Raw genomic sequence first — 17,077 nt, 5'->3', positions numbered from 1 at the left:
GTGCTTGTGGCACATTGCCACGTTAACCAGGAAGCGGAACCATGCAGTTCGGAATCTTTACCGTCTCGGACGTCACCGAGGACCCAACAACTGGTCATCTCCCCAACGAGAAGGAGAGGATCGACGCCGTCGTCGCTATTGCGAAGCATGCTGAGGAAATCGGCTTGGACGTGTTTGCGCTGGGCGAGCATCACAATCCACCCTTCTTTTCCTCGTCTCCGACCACCACGCTCGCATACATCGGTGCGCAAACCGAACGCATTCTGCTTTCAACATCTACCACGCTGATCACCACCAATGATCCGGTGAAGATTGCCGAAGACTACGCGATGTTGCAGAACCTGTTGAACGGGCGCATGGACCTCATGATGGGGCGTGGCAACACTGGCCCTGTCTATCCGTGGTTCGGAAAAGACATTCGTCAGGGAATCCCCATGGCGGTGGAGAATTATCAACTTCTACGTCAGCTGTGGGATGAAGAGGTGGTGGATTGGGAGGGCCGGTTCCGCACGCCGCTTCGTGGTTTTACCTCCACTCCGCGCCCGCTCGACGGCGTCGCACCGTTCGTGTGGCACGGCTCCATCCGATCTCCAGAGATAGCGGAACAAGCCGCCTACTATGGCGATGGCTTCTTCCACAACAACATTTTCTGGCCCGCATCGCACACCAAACGTATGGTGGCGTTGTACCGCCAGCGTTTCGCGCACTACGGTCACGGGCGCCCTGAGGATGCGATCGTTGGACTGGGTGGTCAGTTCTATCTGGCGAAGGATTCTCAACAGGCCGTGCGGGAGTTCCGGCCCTACTTCGACGTCGCCCCCGTGTACGGGCATGGACCGTCACTGGAGGAGTTCTCAACAGAGACCCCATTGACTGTTGGTTCGCCGCAGCAGGTCATTGACCGCACTCTGGGATTCCGCGAAATGGTGGGTGACTACCAGCGTCAGTTGTTCCTCATTGATCACGCAGGTTTGCCTCTGAAGACGGTGCTCAACCAACTCGACCTGTTCGGCGCGGAGGTCTTGCCTGTGCTCAAGCGCGAGTTCGAAGCCATGCGAAAGCCGGGCACGCCCGAGGCTCCAGTGCACCCACGTGTGGCAGCTGCGCGCGCTGGGCAATCAATGGAGGAATACGCCGCCACCCAAAGCACAAAGGAACATGTGCCGGCTGGCGCAGTGGATGACGTGACAGGAGCAAGCTTCTACGCTCAGGCGGATTCAGATGCAGCTGCTGTTGCTGGAGTTGACGATCTCATCAAGCGGGCCCGCGGCCTGCACTGATGGTCTATTTGAGAGGGACTCATGACGATGAAGGTATTGGCAGTTACAGGCGGAATGTCAGATGGTTCGGCCTCCGTGCACCTTGCAACGGAGATTGCGCGGGCGGCAGCGGAAGCGATGGGTGGAGCGGCCACCGAAGTTGTGAGCCTGCGGCCATATGCCCGTGACATCGCCGATGCAATGGTAACTGGATTCCCAAGTCCGCATCTTGAGGAGCTCTTCACCAAGGTGGAGCAGGCCGACGCCATCGTGGCTGTCACACCGATCTACAATGCCCTTCCCTCGGGTCTGTTCATCAGCTTCTTTGACGTTCTGCCTGAGGACGTGCTGCGGTCAAAGCCGGTCGCGCTTGGCGCGACCGGCGGATCGCCCCGCCACAGTCTCATCATCGAGCATTCCATGCGCCCGCTCATGGTGTACCTGCATGCCGTGGTGCCCACGACTGCTGTGTATGCCGCAACTGAGGACTGGGGCGCACCTGGAGTTGGGTTCGATGCCACAGCGGGCCAGACCCTCGCTCAGCGCATCCAACGTGAAGGCGCTGAACTGGCGATGCTTCTTCTGCTTGAGTCTCACGCACCGCTGCATGCACGTGAGGCCGAAGCGCCCGAAGGCACACGTACAGGCGTGGATGGGGACCGCAACGAAGCCGTTTCGCAGGCAGAGGCCACCCGGTCAAAGCCTGAGAAGGCCAACCCGTCTGAGCTGGAGGATGCTACGAAGTACTTCCCTGACTTTGTGGACTTCGAGAAGCTGATGAAGTAGCGCCACTGTCACTTCAGGGAAATAGGCACCAGAGGATGTGGGGGTGTTCAAGGCGAACACCCCCACATCTCATCCAGGCAGGTACAGCGACTCGGGGAGCTTGACTCCCGGCCGCGTGTACACCATAAAGCGGTAAGGAATGCCGCTGGTGGATTCGGTCCATCCACGCGTTGGGTCAACCGAAGCAATGTTCCAGCCCAAAGGGATGGCGGGTGCGAAGGCATCGGCGTCCGGTACATCGATGTCCAAGTGGGTCATGACCACGAAATCAGCCAATGGCATCGCATCCGTATAGATTTGTCCGCCGCCAATCACCCACATGACGTCGGTTGTATCGGCGAGCGTGGCAATAGCATCATCGATACTCGATACCACTACGGCTCCGTCAGCAACATATCCTTCTTGGCGTGTGATCACCACGTTTGTTCGTCCCGGAAGTGGGCGGTACTTCGCATCGAGGGATTCCCACGTCTTGCGGCCCATGAGGACTGGCCGCCCGTGAGTAACTCGTTTGAAGAACGCCAAGTCTTCGGGCACGTGCCACGGTACGGTGTTGTTCTTGCCGATGGCTCGGTTTCTCGCTTGAGCCCAGATCATGCCTATCATGGCTCTTCTCCTCGCTGTAGTTAGACGGAAACGGCTCCCCGGATGGCCGGGTGATGCTGATATCCATCCGAGGCGTCGATGTCATCCATCTGGTAATCAAAAATCGATGCAGCCTTGTTCAAGTGCAATGTGGGGAAGGGATACGGAGCTCGGGAGAGCTGTTCCTTCACCTGATCGAGGTGGTTGAGGTAGATGTGGCAGTCCCCGCCAGTCCATATGAACTCTCCTACGTCCAACCCTGTTTGTTGGGCCAACATATGTGTGAGGAGGGCGTAGGAGGCTATGTTGAACGGGACGCCAAGGAAGAGGTCAGCGCTGCGTTGGTAGAGCTGACACGAGAGCTTGCCATCTGCCACGTAGAACTGGAACAGCGCATGGCAAGGCTGCAAAGCCATCTCGCTGAGATCTGCCACGTTCCAGGCGGATACGATTATTCGCCTAGAGTCCGGCGTGGTTGTAAGTTGCTCAACAATATGAGCAATCTGGTCGATGTGATGCCCATCTGGCGTGGGCCAGCTTCTCCACTGGTACCCGTAGATGGGCCCGAGGTTGCCGTCTGGGTCAGCCCATTCATCCCAGATCGTAATGCCGTTCTCCTTCAGCCACCCTGTGTTTGTGGAACCCTGAAGGAACCACAGAAGCTCACCTTTGACAGACTTCATCGGCACGAACTTGGTAGTTATCCGGGGGAATCCCTCCGCAAGGTTGAACCGAATCTGGCGGCCGAAGACCGATAGGGTTCCTGTCCCGGTACGGTCACCCTTGAGAGTGCCGTTCTCCAGAACGTCGGCAAGTAGGTCTTCATACGCGCGGTTGATGCCCATGCCACAAGTCTAGTCGGACCATCTGCTATACGAGGAGGCTGTGGCATCGTGGCACAAAAAAGGGGAGCACTTCAGCTGAAGTGCTCCCCTGAGCCCGCGCAGGCGAGAGGGCGTTGGTTCCACCCGTGCCTTAGCGGCCTACTAGCTTGTGCCTGTGCCGCAGACCTTATTCGGAGACGGCCTCTTGTGCGGGGGCGTCAATGACGTGTCCGCCAGACACGTGGTTCACGGTGACCTTGCGCGGCTTGGACTCCTCCGAGACCGGCAGTGTCACAGTGAGTACGCCATCGCGGTAATCGGCATCGATCTTGTCAACGGCTAGTCCGTATCCGAGCGTCAACTGGCGTGCGAATGTTCCTGTTGGACGCTCCCGCGAAAGCCACTTGACGTCGGCCGTGGAATCGGCCACGCGTTCCGCGCGCACCGTCAAGGTCCGCTCGTCGATATCGATATCGATCGTCTCTGGATCCACGCCAGGTAGGTCGATGCGGGCCACGAATTCGTCACCCCTACGGAACAAGTCCATCGGCATGGCTGCGGTGTTGGGGGTTCGCAGCGTGCTGTTCATGAAACGCTCAATGTCGCGGAATGGATCGCTTGTGTATGTTGCCATTGTGTTCATCTCCAGAATCTCACGGTTCGGGGAACTTCCCCGATCTGCTGTTTACAACGCTAAGTCTTGAGCTGATGTTCCGCAACTAAAGTTGAGTCTGGTTCGCTCAAGGTGAAGCTTGTGAATTGTCCTAGTTGAATGTCGCTCACCACCGCTGCAAACGGGAGGCAGGCAGATGACACAAACGACGGGAGGCAGGCAGATGAGACAAACGACGGGAGGCGGGCAGATGAGACAAACGACGGGAGGCAGGCAGATGACACAAACGACGGGAGGCAGGCAGATGAGACGAATAGGAGACGCCCACCCACGTCGCAGTGCAACGCTGGGTGGGCGTCTCCTATCGGTTTGATCTTCTAGTTCATTTCCTTGATGGTTTCGGTCACCAGAGCGGCATCCTTAGCGAGGAGCCCATCCACCTTTCCGGCCGCCATCTTCTCAACCTTCGCCCCCACGAACGGAATCTTTACGGCGACGTCGGCATCAACAAGAAGAGACGTGGCAGCTCCGGCAGCATCGGCAGTTGCGGTCATCGCGATCTTGACGGGAACCCCCTTCACATCCACGTTGTACGCAACCACGTTGCCTGAGGCGGTCCCAGTAATGACGGCCTTGACGTCATTCTTGACAAACGTGCGCGCTTGGCTCGGGAGTTTCTGGGCGGGAACGGCCACGGTTGTGGTGGCGACGTTGCCCGTCACGGTGTGTGTGTAATCAGTAACTCCCAGCATTGCCATGCGCTTTGCCGCGAGTTCATTCGAAAGCAGGGCGGCCACAACCTGTTCAGGGGTGGCTTCAACAGTAATCTTCTTCGTGATCTGCATGCCTCCATTCTGCCTGATTGGCCTTAGGCTGTAGAGGTGCCAACTCTGACGAATATTCTTGGGCGAACAGAACTGCTTTCACCCACGGACCGTGAATGGCTGCATCAACTGGTAGGGGACTGGCAGGTCATCTCCGATGTGGCTTTCGCGGACATCTTGCTCATCGTTCCAAATCAGGATGGAACCTTTACGATCGCGGCACATTGCCGCCCGGCCACCTCCGTCACGTTTTTCGACGACGACGTCGTCGGTCACGCCGGAACGGAGGATATGTCGCGTCTTGGCCCGCTTGTCTTGCAGGATGGGCGGCGCCGTTCTCTCGAAGTCTCGGGCCTGTTTGCCGATCTCTACCCGGTCAAGCGGGAGAAGAAGAACATCGCACTGCTGTGTGTGGCAAGTGCATACGTTGGCGATCGCGTTCCCAGCCAAGTTCTTTCCACCTACGAGGCTGTGGCGGACAGACTGTTCCATATGGTGACAACTGGCGAGTTCCCCTATGACGGTGCTCCAACTGGGTACCGGCATGGAACCCCTCGCGTCATTGATGGGTTTGTGCAGCTCAACGATGATGGTGAAGTTATCTTCGCAAACCCCAACGCGGTTTCGAATCTGCACCGGCTTGGCGTGGTGGGTGCCCTCCAAGACAAGGTGCTTGCCGAATTGGTCACTGACGTCATTGAGGACCACTCCCAGGTGGATGAATCACTGCCAGTGGTTGTGATGGGGCGGGCGCCGTGGCTCACTGAAATCGAATCGCACGGCACCATTCTCTCCATGCGTGCGCTGCCGTTGCGTGATGACGGGGTGCGCAAAGGCGCGGTCATACTGTGCCGCGACATCACTGAGCTACGCAGGCGCGAACAGGAACTGCTCACCAAGGATGCGACGATCCGCGAGATCAACCACAGGGTGAAGAACAATCTCCAGACTGTATCGGCGCTGTTGCGCATGCAGGCGCGTCGGGCCACAAATGAAGAGACGAAGGCAGCGCTGGACAATGCGCAACGCCGCGTCGGCACGATCGCACTTGTCCACCAAATCTTGTCGCAGACCATTGATGAACACGTCGAGTTCGACGACGTATTTGGCCCACTCTTGCGCATGGCCAGCGACATCGCGGCCACCGGCGTGGTTGTGCGCTCGCGGTTAGAAGGATCCTTTGGCCGCATTGGCGCTAATCAAACAACTGCGCTCGCAGTGGTGCTCAATGAGTTGGTTTCCAATGCCGTGGAACACGGACTGCCTAACGGCGGGAACCTGAGCGTTACCGCTCGTCGCGATGGCGACCATCTGACTGTTTTTGTGGACGACGACGGCGCTGGGCTCCAGGGCAGCAAGCCGGGTTCGGGCCTCGGCACGAAGATCGTCAAGACCATGGTTGAGGGAGAACTCCATGGCGCGATCGCGTGGGAGGACCGCGATGGGGGAGGGACCCGCGTTCACCTTGAGATGCTCATCGACGAATAGAGGGTGGCTACTCGGAGGACGGTCAGTAGGTTCTGCTGCTGTACACAACTTACAAAAAAGCAGTGCGGGAATCCGCCATTGGATTCCCGCACTGCCTAAGTATGGTCCACGCCTTATCGGCAGTCGAGGCCGTTGGTCCTAGCCAACGCTCGAGCGCCGCGCACGGGCCGTGCGCCGCTTGAGGGAGCGGCGCTCGTCTTCTGAGAGACCACCCCACACACCTGCATCCTGGCCCGATTCAAGTGCCCACTTAAGGCAAACATCTGAAACCTCGCAACGGTTGCATACGCGCTTGGCCTGCTCAATTTGAGCAATAGCCGGGCCTGAGTTTCCAATGGGGAAGAAGAGTTCGGGGTCTTCAGTTAGACACGCGGCCCGGTGGCGCCAATCCATGGAATGCACTCCTTTTCAACAGTGACAAGGGAGATTCCCAAACACTGAGTGGTTTTACAGAACTGTTATCTAGAGTCCCAGTTTTGGCTTGACCCGTAAAGAGGAAAAAACGTGACATTGTCCCCTGTTGAAATCACTTGAATCTCAGCGAAATATTGCTACGCCTAGTTTCGGCTTGAGCTTCGGCTACCTCGCGGCCTTTGATGAGCTGAGTCAGTGAGTCTCAACCGGCTCAATGTTGGCGGGTGTGTTGTTGCGAATGCTGCCCACTGCGCGGCTCACTCGATGCGCACGAAGGTCCCGATTTGGCCGCGATATCAGCGCCTTCGCGGCATGCAGGTCAGTCATGTCTGGATCCAGCCACGCTGCAAACTCGGAGGGTTCGAGCACCACAGGCATGCGATCGTGAATTGTATCGAGCGGAGGCTGTGCCTCCCTAGTCACGATTGTGACGGAGAGGATCCATTTCCCGTCTGAAGCCTTCCACCACGAGTACAAGCCAGCGAAGGCAAGGAGTTCGTCGTCGTGAATGAAGAATGGCGTCTTCGAATCTCCCTGACGCTGCCATTCGTAGTATCCGTTCGACGGCACTATGCATCGGCGCTTTGCGAGCGAGGGCGCAAACGATTTCTTTTCATCCACCGTCTCAAGTCGAGCGTTGATGAGCGGCGGCCCCGATGTGAGGTCCTTGGCCCACGGTGGTACTAAGCCCCAACGCGCCATATGCAGTTCACGGATGGGTTTCTTGACGGCCGCGTCTTGTGCGTATCGTTCGACGACGACGGCGACGTCTTGGGTTGGAGCCACATTCCATGACGGGCGCAACTCTTGAACGTCCTCGCCGATGTGGTCGAGGTTGAATGCCAACTGGACATCAGCAACAGACATGAAAGAGGCGTATCGGCCGCACATGTGGCCAGCCTACGTGGTTCGCAGCTCTGACGGGAGTCTGCCGTGTGGTCATTTCCCGTCCATGGGGAAGAATAGGGCTGTGAGCGATTTTTCAGAACTGAGTGACGTGCCTGCAGACAGCCGATCGGCCGCCTTGCGGTGGGAGGAGCTCGCTCCTCAGGTTGCGAGCGCACAGCGCAGCTACCATTCGGGGTTCAACGACATCACAGATGAACACTATGACCGAATGATTCACGAGATGCGCGCGCTCGAGGCCGCCTTCCCGGAACTGGCAGTCCCGGATTCTCCCACCACGGCTGTTGGAGCGGTGGTTACCTCGGGTTTTGCTCCTGTGACTCATCTCGAACGGCTGTTCTCATTAGAGGACGTCTTTTCCTTTGAGGAACTGCAGAACTGGTATGTGGGCCTAGCAACTGAAACCCACGGTGCCCTCACATGCACTGCAGAGGCCAAGATAGATGGACTAGCGCTCAACATTCGCTATGAAGCTGGCAAACTCACAGTGGCCGCCACCCGAGGCGACGGTGTGACAGGCGAAGACGTCACCCACAATGCCAAGACCATTGGGGCAATTCCAGAAACCCTTATGGGTTCGGGTTTCCCTGAGGTGATGGAAGTGCGCGGCGAGGTGTTCTTTCCTCTTGCCGAGTTTGAAACCTTCAATGCAAGACTGCGTGGGGAAGGGCTCAAAGAGTTCGCAAATCCGCGCAACGCAGCAGCCGGTTCGCTGCGCCAGAAGGATCCCAAAGTGACGGCTGCGCGCCCGCTTTCCTTTATTGCCCACGGTATTGGTGCGCTTCAGGGCGTTTCCGATATAACCGCTGCGCGGCTTGCCACGCAGGAGGGCGTGTATGAACTCTTCTCTGAATGGGGCATTCCCGTCTCTCCATACACTGAGCTCGTTTCATCGTGGGAAGAGGTTGTGGCCTTCATTCACAAGTACGCCGGAGCGCGCTACACCCTGCTGCACGGCATTGATGGTGCAGTACTCAAGGTCAACGATCGTGGGCTCCAACAAGACTTGGGTACCACCTCGCGGGTGCCGCGGTGGGCCGTTGCGTACAAGTACCCGCCTGAGGAAGTGGAAACACGCCTTTTGGACATCCGCACCCAAGTTGGCCGCACAGGCCGTGTCACACCATTTGCCGTCATGGAACCCATTAAGGTGGCTGGCTCGGTGGTGGCGCAGGCCACTCTTCACAACCCGAAGGAAGTGGAGCGCAAGAACGTGCGCATTGGCGACATGGTGGTGCTCCGCAAAGCAGGCGACGTGATTCCTGAGGTGGTGGGCCCTGTGCTGGCTGCACGTGACGGCAGCGAGCGCGAATGGAAAATGCCACGCACCTGCCCATCGTGCGGAACTCCGATTGCGCCAGCTAAAGAAGGTGACGTGGACCTTCGATGCCCGAACACAAAGTCGTGCCCGGCTCAACTCGCCGAACGGGTAAGCCACATTGGATCGCGTGGTGCACTCGACATCGAAGCACTGGGAGGCGTGACCGCACTATGGCTGACGAACCCAGAAGCCCTACGCAACGACGCTCTCATGTCACTTGTCACTGGTCACTCGTTGACTCTGGAAGATCCGATCACTGGGCGATCACGCACGATATCCGTTGCGAAGGAGTGGCTCGTGGATCGTGGCGTTATTGACCACGACGGCGCCATCATTCACTCCGAAGAAATCATTCCGGCAGCCTTAGTTCGCGAACTTGGTATTCCCGATCCGCAGAAGCCCGTACTGGAGACCGAAGCTGGTCTATTTGACCTGACTGCTGAATCGGTGCGCGACGTGTGGATATGGCAAGAGATTCGTAAGAGCGGTGAGTTGACAGGAGACTTCCGGCGAGTGCGTGCCGCATGGACCAAGCCGAAGTGGAAGCGCCCGCGTGGCCAAGAACCATTCCTCGATACGCCGTCAGAGCCAGGAAAATCGATCACCCGAGTCGTCGATGAGCTCAACACCGCCAAAACCAAGGAGCTGTGGCGCAAGATCGTGGCTTTTTCGATCCGTCACGTGGGCCCAACCGCTGCGAAAGCACTCAGCGATCGTTACCATTCGCTAGACGCCCTGCGGAACGCGCGCGTTGAAGACCTCGCGGAAGTGGAGGGTGTGGGTTCTATCATTGCCGAATCGTTCAGAGAGTGGTTCGACGTGGATTGGCATCAAGAGATCGTCGAACAATGGGCATCGGCCGGAGTCGTCTTTGCCGATGAAGTCAGCGAATCCCAAGCTCCGCAGACCCTTGCTGGTCTGACAATTGTGGCCACTGGTTCGCTGCGCGGTTTCACCCGCGACGGCATAAAGGAAGCCATCCAATTGCATGGAGGCAAGGCCGCCAGCACGGTCTCCAAGAAGACCGATTACGTCGTGGTAGGCGAGAACGCTGGGTCCAAAGCCACCAAGGCCGAGGCACTGGGTGTTCCGATCCTTGACGAGGATGCGTTCAACGCGCTCCTAGCAAGTGGCCCAGCTTCCGAAGCCTGACCGAAAGTGTGGCCTTGTGGTCCTGTGAGCGAGCGGCTCGATGACTAGTCTCGTGTGCGGGTGTGCGGGTGTGCGGGTTCTAGAACAGGGGAGCAAGCGTGCCAATCACACGTTCGCCCAGCCGCGCCATGATGGGACGTTGAGTCCATTCGCGCAACGTTAGCTCGCGAGAGTTGGTGAGGTCGACGTCGAATACTTTCTCCATAGTGCGTGCGAAGCCTTCGTCATACACGTCCAAGTTGATCTCGAAGTTCCCTCGCAGTGAGAGGCGATCGATATTTGCGGTGCCGACCGTGGACCACTTGCCATCAATAGTCATCGTCTTTGCGTGCACCATCGCGTCTCGGTACAACATGATCCGCACTCCGGCACGCAAGAGTTCCTCATAGTATCCGCGGCCGGCCCAGTCCGAATACACGTGATTAGAGTATTCGGGAATGAGGATTCGAACGTCCACTCCGCGGCGTGCTGCCAGCACGAGCGCCTCCAGCATTGGTTCATCCGGGATGAAGTAGCCCATTGTGATCCAGGCGTAGTGGGACGCACGGCTCAATGCGCCGATATACAGTGCGCTGATCGGATACACGTTTCGCGAAGGAGTGTTCTCAATCGCGCCAATGTCAGGATTCCAGTCTCCAGCACCGGCATCGGGAAGAATCGGATGGCCTTGCTTGCGGTACGAGTTCCACATGTGAATGAAGGAGTTCTCTAGCAGCCACGCGCTGGGTCCTTCGATACGCAAATGGGTATCGCGCCACTGATGAGCGTAGAGAGTGCCAATGTTATATCCGCCCACATAACCAATGTGACCGTCAACTACGAGTATCTTGCGGTGGTCACGTCCCTTGTCATGCGGACGGCCGGTGAAGATGCCTGGACGAACAAAGGGAAAGTTCATCGAGTACAGGTTTTCGATCTTGGGAAAATGACGGAAGCGCGGATCTTGGTTGAAGTTGCCCCACGTATCCATCACAACGTACGTCTGGACTCCGCGGTTTGCGGCCTCGATGAGCGCATCCCGGAACTCGTGGCCCGTTTCGTCTGCTTTGACGATGAAACACTCGAAGTACACGTACTCCTTCGCCGCACGGATGTCGGCGAGCATGGCATCGTACAGTTCCCGGCCAAAGGTATACACGGTTGTAGAGTTTGCACCCACCTGCGTGGTTTGCGGAGGCAGATGGGGGAAACGGGTCGTGGGAGGAGTGCGGCGCTTGCGCATGTGATCCACGCCAGAGACGGCGGCAACAGCCCCAAGTTGGATCGCTATCGCGCCTGCCGTACCCCACTTGGCTGATCTGAACGCCTGTTCACGTGAGGGGAGCTTGAACGTACGCATGGACTCACAATACCTTCGCACAACCTTCGAGACCATCAAGGGCTGGGCACTCCACCTTCACGTCTGTGTGAGGTTCGTGCTCCTATGGCAACGGGTGAGCCAGCATCATTGCGAGCCGTTTGCATGGTTCGCCACAGCAGATTCACTTTATTGAACGCCCGCAGAGCCCACAAAGGTAGACCGGGGGTTGAGAACCGGGGAGCGCGGGGCGCGCCCAACAACGTAGAATCACCAACATGTCGTCATTCTCTGTAGATGAGGTCGCGCGCGTCGCGGGCCTCGCACGAATTGCACTCACACAGGAGGAGGTCGAACGGCTCGCAGGGGAACTCGCCGTAATTGCTGAGGCAGTTGCGAAGGTTTCTGAGGTTGCCACCCCAGAGGTTCCTGCAACCAGCCATCCGATCCCCCTCAAGAACGTCATGCGCGAAGACATCGTGGTTCCCACGGTGGATCGCGATGAGGTCCTTGCCGCTGCGCCAGCCCAAGAGGACGGAAAGTTCCTCGTCCCACAGATCCTTGGGGAGGAATGATGAACGAACTGCTGAAGAAGTCCGCCCTTGAGCTGGCGGACATGCTCGCCGCGGGTGAGCTGACATCCGAAGAACTGACGCGTGCTTGCCTTGACCGCATCAAAGCACTCAACCCGCGCGTCAACGCTTTCCTCTTTATTGATGAAGAAGGCGCATTGGCGACGGCCCGGGAAGTGGACGCCCAGCGCGCGGCCGGCGAAAAGCTCGGACGCCTTGCCGGTGTTCCCATCGCCGTCAAGGACAATATGGTTACCCGTGGCAAGCCCACCACCTGCGGCTCCAAGATCTTGGAAGGCTGGCTTCCGCCTTATGACGCCACTGTGGTAACCAAGCTTCACCAAGCTGGGATGCCCATCGTTGGCAAGACCAACATGGACGAATTCGCGATGGGTTCGTCAACGGAGCACTCAGCATTCGGCCCCACCCGCAACCCGTGGGACACCACCCGTATTCCCGGTGGTTCGGGCGGTGGATCGGCAACTGCGGTTGGTGCTTTCATGGTGCCGTTTGCACTCGGATCTGACACTGGTGGCTCTATCCGTCAGCCAGGAGCAGTTACCGGAACCGTTGGCGTTAAGCCAACCTACGGAGCTGTTTCTCGTTACGGACTTGTGGCCATGGCGTCGTCGTTGGACCAAATCGGCCCAGTTGCCCGTACCGTGGCTGACGCCGCTGCACTTCAGGAGGTTATCGGTGGATACGATCCGCTGGATTCGACATCGCTCGATGAACCCGTTCCCGCGCTCGAAGCGATCGCAACTGGCGCCGTTGGGAAGCCTCTCGAAGGCGTCAAGATTGGCGTGGTCGAACAACTGCAAGGCGAGGGTTACCAGGCCGGAGTGCTTGCGTCCTTCAACACCGCGGTGGATGTACTGAAGAGCCTAGGTGCTGAGATCGTGCAGGTTTCCTGCCCGTCATTCGATTATGCGCTCGCGGCCTACTACCTCATCATGCCGGCTGAAGTCTCATCAAACCTCGCGCGTTTCGACGGTATGCGCTACGGCCTGCGCGTGGAGCCCACTGAAGGACCTGTAACAGCTGAGACCGTCATGGCCGCAACCCGTGAAGCTGGGTTCGGTGATGAGGTTAAGCGCCGCATCATTTTGGGAACCCACGTGCTTTCCGCGGGATATTACGATGCCTACTACGGCAGTGCACAGAAGGTCCGCACGCTCGTTCAGCGCGATTTTGCGGCAGCATTCGATCAGTGCGACGTGCTTGTTTCGCCCACCGCTCCCACCACAGCATTCAAGTTTGGCGAGAAGATGGACGATCCCATGGCCATGTACTTGAACGACATCGCCACCATCCCAGCTAACTTAGCTGGCGTTCCCGGTATGTCACTACCTGCCGGGCTCGCGGATGAAGATGGGTTGCCGGTTGGCTTCCAGATTCTTGCTCCGGCACATGGTGACGATGAGATGTACCGCATTGCTGGTGCTCTTGAAGCAGGGCTGGGTGAGCCTCTCGCCTCGAGCTGCCCGGCCGCAGATTGGGAGGAGAACGCCTGATGGATGAACTGATGGATTACGAGGAAGCCATTGAACGCTTCGATCCTGTGATCGGGTTGGAAGTCCACGTTGAACTTGGCACCAAATCCAAGATGTTCGACGGCGCCCCCAACGCGTTTGGTGGCGATCCCAATACGTTTGTTACCCCTGTTTCCCTGGGCCTGCCGGGCTCGCTTCCGGTGGTCAACAAGCAGGCAGTGGAGTACGCAGTCAAGATTGGCTTAGCGCTCAACTGCTCGATTGCTGAATCCTGCCGCTTTGCGCGAAAGAACTACTTCTATCCTGACCTCGTGAAGGCGTTTCAGACCTCACAGTCGGACGAACCGATCGCTTATGAAGGTTTCCTTGATCTGGACCTCCCTGATGGTTCCGTCTATCACTTCCCGATCGAGCGCGCCCACATGGAAGAGGACGCTGGTAAGAACACCCACGTAGGTGGCGATTCCGGCCGGATCCAAGGAGCCAAGTATTCGCTGGTTGATTACAACCGGGCAGGCGTGCCGCTGGTAGAGATCGTTTCACACCCAGCAACAGGCGTCGGTCGATTTGCTCCAGAGATCGCCAGCCTCTACGTGCGTTCGTTGCGTGATATCTTCCGAGCACTCGGTGTTTCGGAAGCTCGTATGGAGCGCGGCAACGTGCGAGCCGATGTCAACGTGTCACTTCGCGATAACCCGCACGCACCGCTTGGTACTCGCACGGAAACCAAGAACGTCAACTCCTTCCGTGGCATCGAGAATGCCGTGCGCTTTGAGATTCAGCGGCAGGCCGCGATTCTGGCTGCTGGTGGCAAGGTGGTCCAAGAGACGCGCCACTACCACGAGGAGGATGGCACCACATCGGCTGGGCGTTTGAAGTCCGATTCGGAGGACTATCGTTACTTCCCCGAACCAGACCTCGTTCCTGTTGTTCCGGCAAGGGAATGGGTAGAGGGCCTGCGCGCAACGCTTCCTGAGCTTCCGGTAGCTCGCCGCCGCCGGGTAAAGGAGGAGTGGAGCCTTTCAGCAGAGGAGCTACGCGACCTCGTCAATGCCGGGGCAATCGATGCTGTTGAGGCTACCGTTGCTGCTGGCGCTACTCCTGCTGGCGCGCGCAAGTGGTGGATGGGTGACATCGCCCGGTTCGCCAAGGAGAACGATGTGGAGCTGGAGGATGCTCCAGCAACTCCTCAGGACGTTGCCGAACTCGATGCCTTGGTCCAAGATGGCAAACTGAACGACAAGCTGGCGCGCCAGGCTCTGGAAGGAATTCTGGCAGGGGAAGGCACTGCTGCAGAGGTAGTTGCCGCGCGTGGGTTGGAGATTGTCTCTGACGACGGCGCGCTCACTGCAGCTGTGGAGGAAGCCCTTGCAGCCAATCCTGACGTAGCTGACAAGATCCGTTCCGGAAAGGTCCAGGCTGCTGGAGCGATTGTTGGAGCAGTCATGAAGGCTACCGGCGGCAAGGCGGACGCAGCGCGTGTCCGTGAGCTGGTCATGGAGCGCTGCCAGTAACTCTGGCGATTGTTATGACGATGGGGGCACCACATGGTGCCCCCATCGTCATATCGCGTGCTACTTCACGCGAACTCCTCACTTAGATTCGGTGGGGAGTTCTGGTTGCTGAGAACCGGTCTGAAGCGTGAACGTTACGGGCTCATCACAGATGAGGGTGTAGGGGGCTGTTCGGCGCGTCGGGCCGGGTAGGGATCGAGGTCTCCCGATGATGGAAGTTCTCACACTGCCCATCTGGAAGACCTCGACGTGTCTGATGCTACCCCTGTGGCGGGGTTCGCCTGCCCTGACCTGTCCTCGTTCTGTCGGCTCGATGAGCTCGGCTTGGAGGTCACCGGCCAACTGCTGGAGCCTGGCCGCGCGGTCCTCGCCTGCCGGGTCGTGGAGCCGGATCAGTGGTGCCGACGTTGCGGCTGCGAGGGCCTCGCGCGTGACACCGTGACGCGGGCGTTGGCGCATGAGCCGTTCGGCTGGCGGCCGACGACGTTGCTGGTCACGATCCGTCGCTACCGTTGCACCGGCTGTGGTCATGTGTGGCGGCAAGACACCAGCCTCGCCGCGGAACCGCGGGCGAAGCTGTCACGCCGCGGACTGCGGTGGGCGTTGGAGGGCTTGGTAGTTCAGCATCTCACCGTCGCCCGGGTCGCCGAGGGGCTCGGGGTGTCGTGGAACACCGCCAACACCGCGGTCCTGGCTGAAAGCAAGCGGGTCCTGATCGACGACCCGACCAGGTTCGACGGTGTGAAGGCCATCGGCGTGGATGAGCACGTGTGGCGCCACACACGCCGCGGCGACAAGTACGTCACCGTGATCATCGACCTGACCGGCATCCGCGACCGGACAGGGCCTGCCAGGCTTCTCGACATGGTCGAAGGGCGCTCCAAGCAGGCGTTCAAGCAGTGGCTGGCCGAACGCGACCAGGCATGGCGCGACAGAGTTGAGGTCGTCGCGATGGACGGGTTCACCGGGTTCAAGAGCGCCACCACCGAAGAACTGCCCGACGCGACCGCCGTCATGGATCCCTTCCACGTGGTCCGCCTCGCCGGCGACGCCCTCGACCGATGCCGCCGACGCGTCCAACAGGCCATCCACGGACATCGAGGCCGCACCAGTGACCCGCTCTACTCGGCGCGCCGGACCCTGCACACCGGCGCCGGCCTCCTCACCGACCGGCAGAAGGACCGGCTCACTGCCCTGTTCACGGGCGATGATCATGTCGAGGTCGAAGCCACCTGGGGCATCTACCAACGGATGATCGCGGCCTACCGTGAACCCGACCGGACCAGAGGCCGGGCCATGATGACCAGCCTGATCGCCTCGATCAGCCACGGCGTCCCCACCGCGTTGACCGAGGTGATCACACTGGGCCGAACACTGAAGAAGCGAGCCGACGATGTGCTGGCCTACTTCGACCGGCCCGGCACCTCGAACGGTCCCACCGAGGCCCTCAACGGCCGCCTCGAACACCTCCGCGGATCAGCACTCGGCTTCCGCAACCTGACCAACTACATCGCCAGATCACTGCTCGAGACCGGCGGATTCAGACCCGACTACACCCTGGATTGTGATGAGCCACTATGCGGGACGCCACTGTTCGAGCACGTGCCGACCTCGTGCCTTCCTTCCCCTTCTCCGCTCAGGATTCCCCGGTGGAGGGCGGTGCGAGCGCAGGGCGCGCAGCGGCCACCATCGCACCTCCGCAGGCAAAGCCTTCGAAGAACGAGCTGGGCGACGGGGTTCTCGAGAATGAGTGCCGGCGTTAAGGTCATTCGGCGGGGCCATTCAAAGATCCCACGAATTGTCGTGAACCTGGGGCTCCGGCTCAACGTGCAGCTCCGTCTCGCCGTGGAAGGCTCCACCCGCTGACTGACTCGGTTCGTTGGCCCGCATGGGGCGCGGATCGTGGCCTGAGGAATCCGGATGAGGGCGAGGGGCGAGTGGCGGACATTCTTTCATTTCCTCGGATTGGAAGTGAACATTCGACCACGGTCCGGGGTTCGGACGAAAGTCACTGGCATTCACAAAAGGG

The 17,077-nt window shown here is 59.1% G+C and carries 15 protein-coding genes and 1 pseudogene; 9 read left to right on the top strand and 7 right to left on the bottom strand.

The genetic code is table 11. The annotated features are described in order from the left end of the window. Window positions 1-41: 41 nt before the first annotated feature. Window positions 42-1,280, top strand: a complete 1,239-nt coding sequence (locus H2O17_RS09205; protein ID WP_182049403.1) for an LLM class flavin-dependent oxidoreductase — start codon at window positions 42-44, stop codon at window positions 1,278-1,280. 21 nt (window positions 1,281-1,301) lie between these two features. Beyond that, entirely contained in the window at window positions 1,302-2,045 is a 744-nt protein-coding gene (locus H2O17_RS09200; protein WP_182049402.1) for a CE1759 family FMN reductase, read from the top strand. A gap of 69 nt (window positions 2,046-2,114) precedes the next feature. Here the strand turns inward: H2O17_RS09200 and H2O17_RS09195 are convergent, their stop codons facing one another. The 4 genes from H2O17_RS09195 to H2O17_RS09180 form a co-directional block, all read right to left on the bottom strand. Beyond that, on the bottom strand, window positions 2,115-2,651 hold the full coding sequence (locus H2O17_RS09195; RefSeq protein WP_182049401.1) for a dihydrofolate reductase: 537 nt from the start codon (window positions 2,649-2,651) through the stop codon (window positions 2,115-2,117). A gap of 20 nt (window positions 2,652-2,671) precedes the next feature. Continuing rightward, entirely contained in the window at window positions 2,672-3,475 is an 804-nt protein-coding gene (locus H2O17_RS09190; RefSeq protein WP_182049400.1) for a thymidylate synthase, read from the bottom strand. Window positions 3,476-3,641: 166 nt separating this feature from the next. Further along, window positions 3,642-4,088 (bottom strand): Hsp20/alpha crystallin family protein, encoded by a 447-nt coding sequence (locus H2O17_RS09185; protein WP_182049399.1) that lies wholly within the window; start codon window positions 4,086-4,088, stop codon window positions 3,642-3,644. 356 nt (window positions 4,089-4,444) lie between these two features. Next, window positions 4,445-4,912 carry a DUF2505 domain-containing protein gene (locus tag H2O17_RS09180; protein WP_182049398.1) on the bottom strand — a complete coding sequence of 156 codons (468 nt, stop codon included), beginning with the start codon at window positions 4,910-4,912 and terminating at the stop codon, window positions 4,445-4,447. A 36-nt stretch (window positions 4,913-4,948) separates the two neighbouring features. On the opposite strand from H2O17_RS09180, the gene H2O17_RS09175 reads away from it, so the two are divergent. Further along, window positions 4,949-6,379, top strand: a complete 1,431-nt coding sequence (locus H2O17_RS09175) for a sensor histidine kinase (protein ID WP_182049397.1) — start codon at window positions 4,949-4,951, stop codon at window positions 6,377-6,379. A gap of 138 nt (window positions 6,380-6,517) precedes the next feature. On the opposite strand, the gene H2O17_RS09170 is transcribed toward H2O17_RS09175, so the two are convergent. Together H2O17_RS09170 and H2O17_RS09165 are read right to left on the bottom strand one after the other, a co-directional pair. Continuing rightward, window positions 6,518-6,772 carry a WhiB family transcriptional regulator gene (locus H2O17_RS09170; protein WP_182049396.1) on the bottom strand — a complete coding sequence of 85 codons (255 nt, stop codon included), beginning with the start codon at window positions 6,770-6,772 and terminating at the stop codon, window positions 6,518-6,520. A gap of 213 nt (window positions 6,773-6,985) precedes the next feature. After that, window positions 6,986-7,684, bottom strand: coding sequence for an SOS response-associated peptidase (locus H2O17_RS09165; RefSeq protein ID WP_182049395.1), 699 nt, complete (start codon window positions 7,682-7,684; stop codon window positions 6,986-6,988). Between the two features lie 61 nt (window positions 7,685-7,745). Between H2O17_RS09165 and ligA the strand changes: the two genes are divergently transcribed. Beyond that, window positions 7,746-10,172: an NAD-dependent DNA ligase LigA gene (gene ligA, locus H2O17_RS09160; protein ID WP_182049394.1), complete on the top strand. Its 2,427-nt coding sequence runs from the start codon at window positions 7,746-7,748 to the stop codon at window positions 10,170-10,172. A gap of 79 nt (window positions 10,173-10,251) precedes the next feature. On the opposite strand, the gene H2O17_RS09155 is transcribed toward ligA, so the two are convergent. Next, a complete protein-coding gene (locus H2O17_RS09155) occupies window positions 10,252-11,511 on the bottom strand; it encodes a phospholipase D-like domain-containing protein (protein ID WP_182049393.1) in 1,260 nt (419 codons plus the stop codon). Window positions 11,512-11,747: 236 nt separating this feature from the next. On the opposite strand from H2O17_RS09155, the gene gatC reads away from it, so the two are divergent. The 5 genes and pseudogenes from gatC to H2O17_RS09130 all read left to right on the top strand — a co-directional run bounded on the left by gatC (window position 11,748) and on the right by H2O17_RS09130 (window position 16,811). After that, window positions 11,748-12,044, top strand: coding sequence for an Asp-tRNA(Asn)/Glu-tRNA(Gln) amidotransferase subunit GatC (gene gatC / locus H2O17_RS09150; RefSeq protein WP_182049392.1), 297 nt, complete (start codon window positions 11,748-11,750; stop codon window positions 12,042-12,044). After that, window positions 12,044-13,555 carry an Asp-tRNA(Asn)/Glu-tRNA(Gln) amidotransferase subunit GatA gene (gatA, locus tag H2O17_RS09145; protein ID WP_182051016.1) on the top strand — a complete coding sequence of 504 codons (1,512 nt, stop codon included), beginning with the start codon at window positions 12,044-12,046 and terminating at the stop codon, window positions 13,553-13,555. Before gatC ends, gatA begins: the two co-directional genes overlap by 1 nt. Continuing rightward, entirely contained in the window at window positions 13,555-15,048 is a 1,494-nt protein-coding gene (gene gatB, locus H2O17_RS09140; protein ID WP_182049391.1) for an Asp-tRNA(Asn)/Glu-tRNA(Gln) amidotransferase subunit GatB, read from the top strand. Before gatA ends, gatB begins: the two co-directional genes overlap by 1 nt. Before the next feature lie 249 nt (window positions 15,049-15,297). Beyond that, window positions 15,298-16,616 (top strand): annotated as a pseudogene (locus H2O17_RS09135) (ISL3 family transposase). Window positions 16,617-16,625: 9 nt separating this feature from the next. Further along, complete coding sequence (locus H2O17_RS09130; protein WP_182049390.1) at window positions 16,626-16,811, top strand: hypothetical protein; 186 nt, start codon at window positions 16,626-16,628, stop codon at window positions 16,809-16,811. Window positions 16,812-17,077: the final 266 nt, after the last annotated feature.

This window comes from Changpingibacter yushuensis, assembly GCF_014041995.1.
In the GTDB taxonomy this organism is placed as follows: Bacteria; Actinomycetota; Actinomycetes; order Actinomycetales; family Actinomycetaceae; genus Changpingibacter; species Changpingibacter yushuensis.
Note: the sequence above shows the minus strand (reverse complement) of the source record. Positions and strands in the feature narration are given on the sequence as shown.